The sequence below is a fragment of the Tabrizicola sp. genome (genome assembly GCF_030373185.1).
Taxonomy (GTDB): domain Bacteria; phylum Pseudomonadota; class Alphaproteobacteria; order Rhodobacterales; family Rhodobacteraceae; genus Tabrizicola.
Window position 1 is genome coordinate 397,256 of record NZ_JAUCZH010000004.1, and the last position, 13,320, is coordinate 410,575.

The following is a 13,320-nucleotide window of genomic DNA, read 5'->3' on the forward strand; positions in this document are numbered from 1 at the left end:
TCACCACCTCCTGAGCCGGGGACGGTGTTGTCAGAAGAACTCTGCCTGAGGCGGGGCGGCTCGCAGGCGCAGTGAGGGGAAGAAAAGGCCGGATTGCGGACTTTCGCTGCTGGTGCGGAGCGCAGGACACCAACTTCGAAAGCGGCCCCTGGGTCGCCTGGGTCGGCAAACGATGGGAAATCTGCTGTCATGGGCGATGAAACTCGCTGGCGGAATAGAATTTGGCATATAGCTCTTCGGTCTCTATCGTCGCTCCGGTATCCATTTCCTGGGCTTTCCAATGATTGATCCCGTTCAGCCCAACCTCGAGCTGCTGCGTGATTTGCGCAGACTCAGGATCGACGGATCGGATCAGGTCGTTGGTGCCCGCGCTTTCGACGTGCTGGCCTATCTTCATTCGAATGCGGGCCGGGTGGTGACGAAGGCGGAACTGCTGGAAAACGTCTGGGCCGATCTCAACGTCGAGGAAAGCAACCTCACGGTCCAGATCGCCGCGCTGCGCAAGCTGATCGGGGCGCGTGCCATCGCGACGGTGCCGGGCGTCGGCTATCAGTTGACCCTTGTGGGCGCCCCCCCGGAAGATCTCGCAAAGGCGCTGCCACTGCCGGACAAACCCTCGCTTGCGGTGCTGCCGTTTGCAAACCTGACGGGCGACGCGGGCAAGGACTATCTGGTCGACGGCATCGTCTCGGACTTGATCGCGGCGTTATCCCGCATCCCTACGGTCTTTGTGATCGCAGCAAGCACCAGCTTCACCTTCAAGGGCCGCAGCGTCGATCTGGCCGAAGTCGGCCGCCAACTGGGCGTGCGATACATTCTTGAGGGCGGCATTCAGGCCGCCGGCGAACGGCTGAGAATCAACACCCAGCTCGTCGAGGCCGCGACCGGACATATGATCTGGAGTCAGCGTTTCGATGGCGCAATGGTGAACATCTTCGAGTTGCAGGATCGGGTGAGCGAACAGGTTGTCGCGGCGATCGAGCCGAACCTGATCATTGCAGAACAGCGTCGTGCCAGCACAAAGCCGACAACAGACCTCAGGGCCTACGACCTTTGTCAGCAGGCTACTATGCTGGCGCACCGGGTGGCGTCGAAGGATTCATTTCTCAGGGCGAAGGCGTTGCTGGAGCATGCGATCGCAATTGATCCGGACTACGTTCAGGCCAAGGCATTGATCTGCCGCCTCTATCTGGTGGCCTGTGGCGCGCGCTTCATCAGTTTCGACGAAGCCCGTACGGCCCTGCCGCTTGCCGAGGAGATCCTCGAACTATCATCGAGCGATCCACTTGTGCTGACATATGCCGGACATCTGATCGGCTATGTCGGCGGTCAGACCGACCGTGCTGCGGGCCTGCTGCGTCAGGCCCTTGGATTACATCCGAATTCCAGCTTCGTGCTGATATCTTCAGGCTATGTCCACACATATGTGGGTGAATTAGAGATCGCCGCCGATCACTTCCGCCGCGCGATCCGGCTTGATCCACTTGCGCCGAACACTGGCCATGCCCGGGTTGGTTTGGGCCTTGCCCTGCTGATGGCTGGTCAGGTTGAAACGGCAATCGTCGCGTTGGAACAGGCGCTGTCAGAGGTGCCGGAAATGGGAACGCTGCACCAGACCCTTGTCGTCGCTTACTGGACCGCCGGACGCAAGGAGAACGCCGCCCGCTTTTGCTCGGTCTTGATGGAGAAAGTCCCTGACCTGACGATCTCGAGCCTGCTGCATGATCTACCGCAGCAATTGCCGAGTTTCCGCGCCCAGGTCGAAGCGGCGTTGCGTGGGCTGGGCGTCCCGGAATGACCTGCGACCTTGCAGATGAGACTGTCATCCTGCGCGCCGAATGCGCGGTGCGGATCGACGCGAGACCAGGCAACCGGCTCACGGGCCAACGACATGCTGGGCAAGATCGAACGTGGCCCTAGCGGCATTGGCATACCGAAGTGATCAGCGCAGTTGCACGAGGCGATCCACAGCGCGGCGCGCCTCTTCGCGGCGAGCCTGTGCCATCAGGATTTCCTCGGGTGCGCGGCGGATGGTTCTGCGGCGTGCGTGCTGCACGGTGGCTTGAGCGAGAGAGCCGCAAGCAGTCCGAAAGAGGGCGATCAGCCGTGCGGAAGCCGCAGCAGTTTTTCCGGCGCTGCTGGCCGACTGCGAATAGCTGATGGGAAAGTCTGTCATGGTCCGTTCCTCCGGTTCTGGTTGACTGGACAAGGGTGTCAGACCGGGGCCGTCGAAGTCCTGAAGCGTTCCAAAACCTTCCGAAATTCGTTCCTAAATGTTCCAAAGGCGGGGATCGCGGTACAGGCCTTGAAGCAAAGCACTTTGCGCGGCCGTTATTCAGAAACTTGCCATATGCACCATTCCAGAGCGATCGGTCCTTCAAGGGGCCGCCCACCTTCCCCTCAAGACCAGACCCTGTCTCTGGCTATGGTGCGGATGGTGACAAGACTGCCCAAAGGAACCGCAGGCAGACCGCCAGCAGAAACAAGCCGAAGGCAGTTTCCAGACGTCGGCGTGTCAGGTGGTGGGCGAGCGCCACTCCAAAACGGGTCGTCAAGAGCGAGGTGGGGATCGTCAGGGCAAAGGTAGCAAGTGAGACGAACCCGATCGCATCAGGCGGCAAGTCGGCACGCCCCCAGCCGGCGGCCATGTAGCCCAGCGTCCCGGGTATTGCGATCAGCACACCCACCCCGGCGGAAGTGGACACCGCGCGATGGATCGGCACGTTGTGCAGGGTCATGATCAGGTTCGATACCGCACCCCCGCCGATCCCCATCAGCGCAGAGACCAGTCCGACCCCGGCCCCATAGGCTCGCATGGCGCCCTTGCCAGGCAGGGTGTCGCGTAGCCGCCATCCCGATCCGCCAGACAAAAGCTTGGCCGCGTTGACAGCAGCGACCACGGCAAAGACCATCTGGAACACCTGAGGTGCAGCATAACGCGCGATGATCGACCCGAATGCAACTCCTACAAGCACCGGCATCACCCAAAGCCTCAAGACGTCCATGTCCACCGTGCCCCGCCTGAAATGCCCGCGCGAGGACTGGATGGAGGTCGGAATGATGACCGCCAGAGAGGTGCCGACTGCCATCGGCATCGCGACATCTGGCGCGTGGCCGAGCGTCTGGAACACTTCGTAGAAGACCGGGACGGAAATCGCTCCGCCGCCAATGCCGAACAGGCCAGCCAGAAAGCCGATCAGCGCCCCGGCAAGCGCAAGTGCAACAATCAGCGGCAGAAGGGTGGCGGGATCAAGCAGGCTCATGAGCCGCTGGCGGTCAGGCGTGTCAGGGTCGCCCCGTCGCAATGGCCAAGGCCTGCGTCCAGCGCTGCCCGCATGCGAGGGACAGCAGACTGGGCCAGCGGCAGGAATGCGCCTTCGGTTTCGGCAAGGGTCAGGGCCAGCATCAGGTCTTTGGTCAGCCCGGCAATGTCGAAGGTGCCGGGCTGGTCAGTGCCGTTCAACGTATCCACCACAACCTGCGCGCGGTTCTTCAGCACAGTCGGCCCGGCTGAACTGTCAGCGATCAGGCTGATCGCCAAGTCATTCGGCACCCCCGCGCCGCGCAGAAGTGCCAGGCTTTCGCCAAGCGTCTCCCAGTAGATTGCCAGGGGCAGGTTGATCGCCAGCTTCATCCGCGCGGCAGCTCCGGGCGTACCCAGATGTTCAAACCGGCGACACAGGCTACCCAGCACCGGCATGGCCCGGTCAAACGCGGCTCGCGTACCCCCGGCCAGTCCCAGTAACTGCCCTTTGAGCGCAGGGGCGACGGTGCCTCCCACTGGGCAGTGCAGAAAATCTGCGCCGCTGGCAGTGGCGCGCGCAGCCAGCGCATCGGCATCGGCGGGCAGCAGGGTGGACAACTCGATCACCAGACGCCCGGTCAGGCCTGCATTGATCAGTCTCTCCAGCACCGCTTCGGATGCTGCGGCATCAGTCAACGACAGAAGGATGGTGTCGCAAGCGGCCAGCCCGGCAAGATCGGTCGCGGTAGCACCAGCGCCAACGGCGGCCGCCAGCCGTGCCGGGCTGCGGTTCCAGACATGAACGCTGTGGCCGGTTTCGATCAGGCGGCGAGCGAATGCGGTACCCATGCGGCCGGTTCCCGCGATGCCGATGGTCTGTGTCATCTGTCCGACTCCTGTCTCAGTCCAAGGATATCTAGCGTGGTCTCACCCTGCCTCAACCGTTGCATCATCTGCGTTTCGCGCGCGGTGCGGGCCTCGGATGCGGCAAGGGCTGCGGGCAGATCTTCACGTTCAAGGGTTACGACGGCATCCGCATCGGCCAGCACAATATCCCCGGCCGCAATGGTTACCCCTCCAATCGTGACCGAGCCGCCGATCTGCCCGCGGTCGTGCTTGACCGTGCCGCGAATGTTCAGCCCTCGGGCAAAGGCCGCAAAGCCCAGAGCCGCGATTTGCGCTGAATCGCGCACCGCACCGTCGATGATAATCCCGGTGATTCCGCGCATCTGGCAGGCCAGAGCCATGATTTCTCCAAAAGGGCCGCTGTCCAGACTGCCGCCGTAATCGACAACCAGCACGTCCGCCGGTGTTGCCGCAGCGATTGCCAGATGCAGCGCAAGATTGTCGCCGGGCAGGCAGCGCACTGTCAGGGCAGGCCCAGCAAGGGCCATGCCCGGTGCCAGGGGCCGCAAGGGCGCGTTGATCAACCGTGTGGCAGGCCAAGCTTCGGCCAACGTGGCAGTGCCGTAGCGCAGCAGGTCTGACGTGTTCATGCGGCCTTTGCGCCGATGCGCACCTGCATGGGCTGCAAACCGTCAACATGGCAATCCAGCACGTCGCCCGTGACGACCGCCCCCACCCCGGCAGGCGTGCCGGTCATGATGATGTCGCCCGGCATCAGGCGGTGCTGTTCAGACAGCTTGGCAATGATCTCGTCAATCTTCCAGATCATCAGCGAGATGTCGGCATCCTGCTTGACCTGTCCGTTCACAGAAAACCGTACATGCCCGGTCTTGAGGATGCCGCAGTCCTCGACCCGGGTGATCGGTCCGACCGGGGCCGAGTGGTCAAAGCCCTTGGTAACCTCCCACGGCAGGCCTTTGGCCAATGCCGCCGCCTGATGGTCGCGCCGTGTCATGTCGAGGCCCACGGCATAGCCGAAGATGTGACTTTCCGCCTCTGCCTGCGGGATGTTGTAGCCGCCGGATTTCAGCGCCACGACCAACTCGCACTCGTAGTGGAAGTTTGTCGTGAACACCGGATAGGGAATCTCGCCACCGTTCTTCACGATGGCATCAGTCGGCTTCATGAAGATCACCGGTGGGTCACGCTCGTCGGCGTTCATCTCGATGATGTGGGCCACATAGTTCTTGCCGATGCAGTAGATGCGGCGAACCGGGAACTTGGCGTCGGTGCCGACGACATCAAGGAGGGCTGGTGCGGCAGGTGGGAAGGTAAGGGTCGCCATGGCGTGCTCCATTCAAGCATTTGATCCGCAGGGCGCTGCGGACGAGTCGGGGGTGAGCGCAGGATTTCCGGACTAAGGTCGCGGATCAAGATACGATACGAATATTTTCGATGATTCATATATTTTTTTGATTCTTTCTGCGAATCATATAGCATTCCCTCAGGGTCAGCCGAACCGCAGAAGTTGGGTGGTATGATCACTGATCAACGGGAGGAGTGAACAAGATGACACGTACGACCACACTGAGCCGCCGTAGCTTTGGCCTTCTGGCCGCTGGTGGGGCTGCAAGCCTTACGCTGGGGACGCCGGCGCTTCTTCGGGCGCAGACGGCGGTGACCTTCGCCGTCCCCAACCCCTCGGCCCTTACCTGGCTGCCCTACTGGGTTGCCGTGGGCGAGGGTTACTTCGCCGAAGAGGGTCTCGACCTGCGGCTGGAAGCGATCGATGGCTCGTCCGCCGTGTTGCAGGCGATGTCCGCCGGCCAGGCGCAGATCGGCGCCCCTGGGCCGGGGCCGACACTGGGCGCCCGCTCGCGCGGGGTGGACGTGAAATTCCTCTACAACCTCTACCCGAAATCGGTCTTCGGCCTGCTCGTCAAGGCCGACAGCAGCTATCAGACGCCAACCGACCTTAAGGGTACCGTTATCGGCGTGGGTACTGCGGACGGGGCGGAAGTCTCTTTCACCAAGGCCATCATGGCCGACCTTGGGATGACCGAAGGCACCGACTACACCTTCCTTCCGGTGGGAGATGGCGGCACGGCTGCGGTCGCTTTCCTGCGGGACGAGGTGAGCAGCTATGCGGGCGCCGTCTCGGATGCGGCGATCCTGGCCTCGCGTGGCATCACACTGCGCGAGATCACGCCCGAGGCTTATCTCGGCTTTTTCGGCAACGGCATAGCCATGCTGGAATCCCAGATGGCCGCGACGCCCGACCTTGCGCCGAAGTTCGGCCGCGCCTTGGTGCGGGGCACGCGCTTCGCCTCGGACCCGGCAAACAAGGAAAAGGCGCTGGCCCATTGCGCGGCCGGCAACCCGCAGGAAGGCGAGCAGGACTATGCGCCGTCGCTGTATGACGGCGTCGTCAACCGGATGACCCCGACCGATGCTTTCATCGGCCAGGGCTACGGCTTTCAGCCGCCGGAGCATTGGCAGGCGATCCATGACAGCGCTGTCTCTTCCGGCGCGCTGGAAGCGCCGCTGTCTGATCTCGCGGCCGTCTACTCGAACGAGTTCGTAGCGGGATGGAACGCCTGATGACCATGGCCGGGCCTCGCCCCCTGACCGCTGGCCCGGCCGCCCAACTGCGGCCGGTGTATCAAATCGAACGGCTGTCCAAGACATATGCCCGCAACCGACTTACCGCGTTGACCGACGTGAACCTGACCCTGAACAAGGGTGAGTTCGTGTCGGTTGTGGGGTCGTCCGGTTGCGGGAAGTCGACTTTGTTGAAGATCATGTCGGGGCTATTGCCGCCTAGCGCCGGGCGCGTCGTGCTGGAGGGACGGCCGGTAACCGGCCCGCGCGACGACATCGGGATGATGTTCCAGCAGGCAACGCTGCTGCCCTGGAAAACCACGCTGCAAAACATTCTTCTACCCATCGAGATGCGCAAGGGCCGCGCCGCGGCCAAGGTTGCCATTCCTCGGGCGACAGAACTTCTGCAACTTGTGGGACTGGGAGACTTCGCCCATGTCTATCCCAGCGAACTGTCAGGCGGTATGGCGCAGCGTGCGTCGATCTGCCGAATGCTGATTTCCAATCCCGCCGTGCTGCTGCTGGATGAACCCTTCAGTGCGCTGGACGAGTTGACCCGTGATTTCATGAACATGGAACTGCAACGCATCTGCACCGAGCAGCACGCAACTGCCTTCCTCGTTACACATTCGCTGGCCGAGGCCGTTATCCTGTCTGACCGCATTCTGGTGATGAAGCCGCGACCGGGCCGCATCGTCGAGGAAATCATTGTCGACCTGCCACGCCCGCGCCAGTTAGAGATGATCAATACGCCCCGCTTTGGCGAGATCGTTGCCCATATCCGTGACCTTCTGGGAAAGGAGGCTTTTCAGTGACCGTTTCCCCCAACCCGAAGGACAATCCGGACGCAGATACCGTCTGGGTCGAACATGTCGCGCTGATCGACAGTGTTCCGCGCTGGCTGGCGATGCTGGGTCTGGCCGTTGTGGTCATTCTGATCTGGGATCTGGCCACCGCCCGCCTGGGCTGGGTTTCGCCCATCATCCTGCCCTCGCCGGGAGAAACGCTCTCCGACCTGATCTTCGTCGGCAAAAACCTGCTGTCTGGCGGCTATATGCTGACGGCCCTGTGGACCACGACACGCACAGTCTTCTGGGCTTTCCTGATTGCCGCCGCCATCGGCTTTTCCCTTGGTGTGCTGGTGGGCGAGACCAAGTTCGGCGAACGCGCCGTGATGCCCTATCTGGTGGCGATCGATACCATGCCGAAAGTGGCCTTTGCGCCGCTTTTCATTGCCTGGCTTGGCTTTGACATCGCCTCCAAGGTGGCGCTGGCAGCCTTCATTGCAACCTTCCCCATCGTGGTGTCCACTGCGGCCGGGTTCTATGCGGCTTCTGAAAATGAAAGGATGCTGTTCAAGTCCATGGGTGCGAACCGTTGGCAAACCCTGATCCGGCTGAAGCTACCGACCGGGCTGCCCTATATCTTTACCGGCCTCAAGATTGCCTCTGTCGGCGTCATGGCCGGGGCGATCACCGGCGAATTCCTGGGTGGCGGCAAGGGATTTGGCGCCCTGATCCGCGAATCCGCCAGCATGCTGGACACGCCACGCGTGTTTTCCCTGATACTGTACCTCAGTATTCTGGGCCTGACCCTCTTCTTCCTGGTTGCACAGGTGGAAAAGCGTCTGGTGTTCTGGAACAAGGCTGATCGGCCTGGTGGGGTAGCCTGAGGATGAATGCCTCCGACAAGACGCTGAACGATACCAAGAACCTGTCCGAACAGGCGCATGAGCGCATTCGCCGCGACATCCTGAATGGTGAGCTGTTTCCCGGCGACAAGTTGCAGATCGAGACCGTGTCGGATCGCTACGGCATCGGCATTGCGCCCGTTCGGGAAGCCCTGAACCGGCTGTCGTCGGAAGGGCTGGTCGCGCGGAAAAGCCAACGCGGGTTTTTCGTGGCCGAGATCTCGATGGACTCGCTTGAGGAACTGGTGAAGACCCGGATCTGGCTGGAAACGCTGGCCCTGCGAAAATCGATCGAGAACGGGGACGAGGACTGGGAGGAAGAATTGGTCCTGTCTTACCACCGCCTTGCACGCACCCATCGCCGGATGCCTGCCGAAGCTGGACGAGAGCTGTCGGAAGAGTGGGAACTGCGCCACAAGGAGTTTCACATGCTGCTGCTGGACCGGTGCGGGTCAAGCTGGCTTTTGGGGTTTTGCTCCAAGATGATGGATCAGGCTGTGCGCTATCGCAGCTTGTCGATGAATGTCCACCCGAGCCTGTTGCGCCGGGAAGGCGCCGCGGCCGAGCATGAGGCCCTGCTGAAAGCATGCATCGACCGAAACGCGGAACTTGCGTGCCAGCTTCTGGAGAGCCACTACAAGACCACCCTGGAAGGCCTCAGGGGGGTTATCGGTAAGGGTGCGGCCGAAGCAAGGACGAAGCTAGCCGACTGACACTCTGCCTTGGCAACATGCCCCCGTCGCTAGCCTCACCGACTTGCCGTCGCCATGGCAACTTGGCCCCAACTACAGCCCATCACCGAGCCACAGGCCAGCGCCGGTGCAGGTCATCGATAACAAATGTATGGCTGTGTCCGGACGCATGCTCGGCCAGATGCGGATGGTCTGGGGCAAGGTCGGGGTGGTCATGCGGCAACTCTGCCATGTCGTCGGCGGGCCACAGGCGCAGCACCGCCACCAGCCCCGCCGCGCCGATTGCGGCAAGCACCAAGGCCGCCACACCAAGCCCCACCTCGGCGCCCACCCAGCCGGCCAGCGGATAGGTGACCAGCCAGCAGGCATGCGACAGAGCGAACTGCGCCGCGAAGACCGCGCCCCTGTCGGCCTCGCGCGCAGAACGGTTGATGATCCGGCCAATGGGTGTCTGCGTCAGGGAGAATCCGAACCCGATCGCTGCCCAAAGCAGGAGCAGGGCGGCAAGGCTGGCGACCATCGGCACCAGTGCCACGCCCGCCACCATCAGCGCGGCCCCGCCGATCATCACCGGGCGGTCGGTCAGTCGGTGCAGTATGCGCGGCAACGCGATAGCCGCCAGCATCGAGCCCGCACCAAAGCCCGCAAAGGCAAGCGCCACGGCTTCGGCACCAAGCGCAAGTGTGTCTTGCACCAGCACCACGGTGTTGACATAGACCATCGCCCCTGCGGCAGCGACTGCGGCTTCCATCACCATCAGCCCGCGCAAGCGGGGGGTGCGGGTATAGATGCGGATGCCTTTGGTGACATCCGCCCAGAAATGCCCGTCCTCACCGCTCGTCCGGCCGGGAAGGCGCGTGGTGGCCACCAGGAGCGCCGACCCGATGAACCCGGCGACCGTCCCGACAAACAGCACCGGAAAGCTGACCACCGTCAAAAGGGCGGCGGCAAGGATGGGCGAGGCCAGCTGCTCAAGATCCTCGGCCAGACGAAGCAGCGACAGGGCGTTGGTGTAGTCGTCCTCATCCTTCAGCACATCCGGGATCACCGCCTGAAAGGCCGGGGTAAAACCCGCCGAGGCAGCCTGCAGAAAGAAGATCAGGACATAGACCTGCCAGACCTGATCAACAAAGGGCAGACAGGCAATGACGCCCGCGCGGATCAGATCCATTCCCACCAGAAAGGCGCGGCGCGGCAGGCGTTCGGCCACAGCGGCGGCGATGGGGGCAAGGCTGACATAGGCCACCATCTTGATGGCAAGTGCCGTGCCAAGCACCGCCCCGGCATCCGCCCCGGCAAGATCCCAGGCCAGCAGGCCAAGGGCGACCGTTGCAAGTCCGGTGCCGACCAGCGCCACGATCTGGGCTGCGAAAAGATGCCGGAAGGTGCGATTTCCAAGGGTGGCCAGCATCAGAGGAGCCTTGTGAGTGCCTTGATCTCGGCCATGTCATGCGCGTGGCCGCTGGTCAGGCAGTGGTCTAGATGTTCATGGATCAGCGCACGCTTGGCCTGCACCAGCGCCATTTCGACCGCGTGCAGCTGTTGGGCAATGTCCACGCAGGGCCGGCTTTCGTCGATCATCCTGATGACCGACCGCAGGTGTCCCTCGGCCCGCTTCAGACGCTTCGAGATAGCCGGATGTGAGGGATGGGTTTCACCTTCGTTCATCACACGATCCTATCCCTCCGGGGAGGATGCCGATATGCCGATTGCTGCATGTCCACAAGCCCCTCCCCGTAATCGCAGTGGCCGCAACCGGCAGGGATTGGCGCAGCGCGGATGGCCGACTTGCTGCGGTTGCAGGGGTTGGTGTCGACCACCGGACAACCATAATTCTTTGGGCAGAAAAACAACGCGTGGACGTGCTAAGGTCAAAGACCGGCCGTTGGGGCATTTGGCGCGCAGGCCGCAAGGTCATTGCGGTAGTTGCCGTGCTTGCGCTGCTGCTTGCCCCGTTGCTGAACACGAGGTCGCACGGTCCTGCGGATTATGTCGACGCCGTGCTGGCTATGGCCGTAGATCTGGCACATGGCCACAGCCACGGCATTGACGGCGGCACCCACAACGCCATCGACATCGACATTACTCGACTGACCAAGTTGTCTGCGCGCGACATGGGAAGGCTAAACACGTACCTCTGAGCTCTGCGATCGCTTCAAGACGGTGAGGAGTAGGCCAGTCAGATCTTGCGATCAGGCATACATATTCGGACGGCCTCGATCTGTGCTTGGCTCTGGGTATAGCAGGGGCCATTTGGTCGGCCCGTGGGAGGGTGGATATACCAGGCTCGCGGCTGCATCGGAGCATCTCTTGATCAGAGGGTAAACGGGCGGGACACTGTGGCAGATGCAGATCATACTGTTTGACGGGTATGATTATTCCTAGAAGAGTCAAATCCGATCCGTTGTCACGTGGGTCTCCGACAGGAAAGCTTTGCCATATGTCCGAACTCTGGCGTCTGTCCGCTGTTCAACTCGCCCGCGCCGTTCGGCGCCGTGAGGTGTCGGCGTCAGAGGTGACGCAGGCTCATCTTGACCGCCTTGACGCTGTCAACCCTGCCATCAATGCCGTGGTGCAGGATTGCGCGGAGGAAGCACTTGCCGCCGCTGCAACGCTTGATGCCCGCATTTCTCTGGGTGAATATCCCGGACGCCTGGCTGGGGTTCCGGTGACGATCAAGGTGAATGTCGATCAAGCCGGGCATGCCACCACCAACGGATTGCGCATTTCGAAAGACGCCGTTGCGCAGAATGACAGCCCCGTCGTTGCCAATCTGCGCCGCGCGGGGGCCATCGTCGTGGGGCGTACCAATACTCCTGCGTTTTCCTTGAGATGGTTTACAAAGAACGACCTGCACGGTCAGACCCTGAACCCCCGCAACAAGTTGATCACGCCGGGTGGATCTTCGGGCGGTGCCGCGGCTGCTGTGGCCAGCGGGATCTGTGCGATCGGACACGGTACGGACATCGCCGGCTCAATCCGCTACCCGGCCTATGCCTGCGGGTTGCACGGGCTGCGTCCAACCCTGGGGCGGGTTCCAGCTTACAACGCTTCTGCGCCAGACCGTTTCATCGGTGCGCAGCTGATGGCAGTGTCCGGCCCCATTGCCCGTTCGATCGAGGATATCGCGCTGTCCTTCCACGCGATGGCGACGGCCGATCCGCGCGATCCATGGTATACGCCCGCGCCCCTCGATGGCGCGGCTTACGCTCGGCGCATTGCCTTGGCGCTGGCGCCTGACAACATGCCAGTCGACGGGCGGGTCCGCGACTCGCTGGTCCGCGCCGCACGGACCCTGCAAGACGCAGGATGGGAGGTGGAAGAGGTTTCTTGCCCGCCAATGCGCGAGGCGGCCGCTGTCAATGCGACGCTCTGGATGGCGGACACCCGGTTTGCTGCCCAGGAGATGATTGCGCGCGAGGGTGAGCCGGACTCGCAATTCGTGTTCCAGCAAATGAGCCTCGCGGCAGGTCCGATCGATCTGGACAGCGTGATGCGGGCGCTACAGACCCGCGCATCACTGGTGCGCCAGTGGGAGATGTTCCTGAGCCGCTATCCCGTGCTTCTTTGCCCGGTATCAGGCGATCTGCCCTTTGATCAGCAGCTAGATGTCAGCTCGCAATCGGCGTTCGCAGCTGTTTACGAGGCCCAGTTGACCCAGCGCGGACTGCCGACGATGGGTATGCCCGCGCTCAGCCTTGCCACTGGCTATGCTGACGGCCGTCCGGTGGGGGTGCAACTGGTCAGCGCGCGCTTCCGGGAAGACATTCTTCTGGCGGTTGGCGCAACTCTGGAAGCAGCAGGCCACCATCCGGGCGTTTCCGATCCGTTTTCCCCCGGATGACCCAACCAAAGTCCGTGGTTTGCTGCCGTACAGGGAACCGCAGGTCGATCCCCAGATGCAGCCCCCTGAAATGCAAGCTCGGCAGGTAGGTTGGGGCGTGCCAAGGGCCTTGGCCAAGTCGGGCTCAAACGACCGGTTTGGAAAAGGCCACGCAATGTGCGGACCGCCAGCTTTGAGCCACAAGCAACACTTTTCAGGTCTTCTCGGAGGCCTGGAAGCCCGCTGGGCAAGTTGGCGCTTGGGGCGATGTGTCGGAGTGACCGTATTGCCGGACTGCCCAAGCCTCGATCAACCCTCGTCGCTTGTCGACTGCATCGCCACTGGACCTTCATGGATGCTAGGACTTGATCTGCACACAAGCCAGACTTCGGTTCTTCCTGGCGCTGGCGCTGGCGCTGGCGCT

14 protein-coding genes are annotated in these 13,320 nt (G+C 62.4%); 7 read left to right on the forward strand and 7 right to left on the reverse strand.

Annotation, left to right across the window (positions count from 1 at the left end; translation table 11 throughout):
* Positions 1-280: 280 nt before the first annotated feature.
* Complete coding sequence (locus QUV21_RS10220) at positions 281-1,798, forward strand: tetratricopeptide repeat protein (protein WP_300854708.1); 1,518 nt, start codon at positions 281-283, stop codon at positions 1,796-1,798.
* A gap of 144 nt (positions 1,799-1,942) precedes the next feature.
* Here QUV21_RS10220 and QUV21_RS10225 read toward each other — a convergent pair whose 3' ends face one another.
* The 5 genes from QUV21_RS10225 to QUV21_RS10245 all read right to left on the reverse strand — a co-directional run bounded on the left by QUV21_RS10225 (position 1,943) and on the right by QUV21_RS10245 (position 5,435).
* A complete protein-coding gene (locus QUV21_RS10225; protein WP_300854709.1) occupies positions 1,943-2,176 on the reverse strand; it encodes a hypothetical protein in 234 nt (77 codons plus the stop codon).
* 247 nt (positions 2,177-2,423) lie between these two features.
* Positions 2,424-3,263 (reverse strand): sulfite exporter TauE/SafE family protein, encoded by an 840-nt coding sequence (locus QUV21_RS10230; RefSeq protein ID WP_300854710.1) that lies wholly within the window; start codon positions 3,261-3,263, stop codon positions 2,424-2,426.
* Positions 3,260-4,129 (reverse strand): NAD(P)-dependent oxidoreductase, encoded by an 870-nt coding sequence (locus tag QUV21_RS10235; RefSeq protein WP_300854712.1) that lies wholly within the window; start codon positions 4,127-4,129, stop codon positions 3,260-3,262. Before QUV21_RS10235 ends, QUV21_RS10230 begins: the two co-directional genes overlap by 4 nt.
* The gene (locus QUV21_RS10240; protein ID WP_300854713.1) at positions 4,126-4,740 is read right to left on the reverse strand and encodes an RraA family protein; all 615 of its coding nucleotides are present in this window, start codon (positions 4,738-4,740) and stop codon (positions 4,126-4,128) included. Before QUV21_RS10240 ends, QUV21_RS10235 begins: the two co-directional genes overlap by 4 nt.
* Positions 4,737-5,435 carry a fumarylacetoacetate hydrolase family protein gene (locus tag QUV21_RS10245; protein ID WP_300854714.1) on the reverse strand — a complete coding sequence of 233 codons (699 nt, stop codon included), beginning with the start codon at positions 5,433-5,435 and terminating at the stop codon, positions 4,737-4,739. Before QUV21_RS10245 ends, QUV21_RS10240 begins: the two co-directional genes overlap by 4 nt.
* Before the next feature lie 224 nt (positions 5,436-5,659).
* Between QUV21_RS10245 and QUV21_RS10250 the strand changes: the two genes are divergently transcribed.
* Genes QUV21_RS10250 through QUV21_RS10265 form a run of 4 tightly spaced genes read left to right on the forward strand, consistent with a single transcriptional unit; the run spans position 5,660 to position 9,094 of the window.
* Positions 5,660-6,691, forward strand: a complete 1,032-nt coding sequence (locus QUV21_RS10250; protein WP_300854715.1) for an ABC transporter substrate-binding protein — start codon at positions 5,660-5,662, stop codon at positions 6,689-6,691.
* 5 nt (positions 6,692-6,696) lie between these two features.
* Complete coding sequence (locus QUV21_RS10255) at positions 6,697-7,506, forward strand: ABC transporter ATP-binding protein (protein ID WP_300854907.1); 810 nt, start codon at positions 6,697-6,699, stop codon at positions 7,504-7,506.
* Positions 7,503-8,363 carry an ABC transporter permease gene (locus tag QUV21_RS10260; protein ID WP_300854716.1) on the forward strand — a complete coding sequence of 287 codons (861 nt, stop codon included), beginning with the start codon at positions 7,503-7,505 and terminating at the stop codon, positions 8,361-8,363. The genes QUV21_RS10255 and QUV21_RS10260 overlap by 4 nt, the downstream gene beginning before the upstream one ends.
* Positions 8,364-8,365: 2 nt before the next feature.
* Entirely contained in the window at positions 8,366-9,094 is a 729-nt protein-coding gene (locus tag QUV21_RS10265) for a GntR family transcriptional regulator (RefSeq protein WP_300854717.1), read from the forward strand.
* An 82-nt stretch (positions 9,095-9,176) separates the two neighbouring features.
* Here QUV21_RS10265 and QUV21_RS10270 read toward each other — a convergent pair whose 3' ends face one another.
* Together QUV21_RS10270 and QUV21_RS10275 are read right to left on the reverse strand one after the other, a co-directional pair.
* Positions 9,177-10,484 (reverse strand): MFS transporter, encoded by a 1,308-nt coding sequence (locus QUV21_RS10270; RefSeq protein WP_300854718.1) that lies wholly within the window; start codon positions 10,482-10,484, stop codon positions 9,177-9,179.
* A complete protein-coding gene (locus QUV21_RS10275) occupies positions 10,484-10,741 on the reverse strand; it encodes a metal-sensing transcriptional repressor (protein ID WP_300854719.1) in 258 nt (85 codons plus the stop codon). The genes QUV21_RS10270 and QUV21_RS10275 overlap by 1 nt, the downstream gene beginning before the upstream one ends.
* A gap of 263 nt (positions 10,742-11,004) precedes the next feature.
* On the opposite strand from QUV21_RS10275, the gene QUV21_RS10280 reads away from it, so the two are divergent.
* A complete protein-coding gene (locus QUV21_RS10280; RefSeq protein WP_300854720.1) occupies positions 11,005-11,214 on the forward strand; it encodes a hypothetical protein in 210 nt (69 codons plus the stop codon).
* Positions 11,215-11,513: 299 nt separating this feature from the next.
* Positions 11,514-12,917 carry an amidase family protein gene (locus QUV21_RS10285; RefSeq protein WP_300854721.1) on the forward strand — a complete coding sequence of 468 codons (1,404 nt, stop codon included), beginning with the start codon at positions 11,514-11,516 and terminating at the stop codon, positions 12,915-12,917.
* The last annotated feature ends 403 nt before the right edge of the window (positions 12,918-13,320 follow it).

Bases quoted from the DNA above. Each gene is read 5' to 3' on its own strand.
- QUV21_RS10245 (WP_300854714.1), bottom strand. From the start codon at position 5,435: ATGGCGACCCTTACCTTCCCACCTGCCGCACCAGCCCTCCTTGATGTC.
- QUV21_RS10275 (WP_300854719.1), bottom strand. From the start codon at position 10,741: ATGAACGAAGGTGAAACCCATCCCTCACATCCGGCTATCTCGAAGCGT.
- QUV21_RS10285 (WP_300854721.1), top strand. From the start codon at position 11,514: ATGTCCGAACTCTGGCGTCTGTCCGCTGTTCAACTCGCCCGCGCCGTT.
- QUV21_RS10265 (WP_300854717.1), top strand. From the start codon at position 8,366: ATGAATGCCTCCGACAAGACGCTGAACGATACCAAGAACCTGTCCGAA.
- QUV21_RS10240 (WP_300854713.1), bottom strand. From the start codon at position 4,740: ATGAACACGTCAGACCTGCTGCGCTACGGCACTGCCACGTTGGCCGAA.
- QUV21_RS10225 (WP_300854709.1), bottom strand. From the start codon at position 2,176: ATGACAGACTTTCCCATCAGCTATTCGCAGTCGGCCAGCAGCGCCGGA.
- QUV21_RS10235 (WP_300854712.1), bottom strand. From the start codon at position 4,129: ATGACACAGACCATCGGCATCGCGGGAACCGGCCGCATGGGTACCGCA.
- QUV21_RS10220 (WP_300854708.1), top strand. From the start codon at position 281: ATGATTGATCCCGTTCAGCCCAACCTCGAGCTGCTGCGTGATTTGCGC.
- QUV21_RS10255 (WP_300854907.1), top strand. From the start codon at position 6,697: ATGGCCGGGCCTCGCCCCCTGACCGCTGGCCCGGCCGCCCAACTGCGG.
- QUV21_RS10230 (WP_300854710.1), bottom strand. From the start codon at position 3,263: ATGAGCCTGCTTGATCCCGCCACCCTTCTGCCGCTGATTGTTGCACTT.
- QUV21_RS10270 (WP_300854718.1), bottom strand. From the start codon at position 10,484: ATGCTGGCCACCCTTGGAAATCGCACCTTCCGGCATCTTTTCGCAGCC.
- QUV21_RS10250 (WP_300854715.1), top strand. From the start codon at position 5,660: ATGACACGTACGACCACACTGAGCCGCCGTAGCTTTGGCCTTCTGGCC.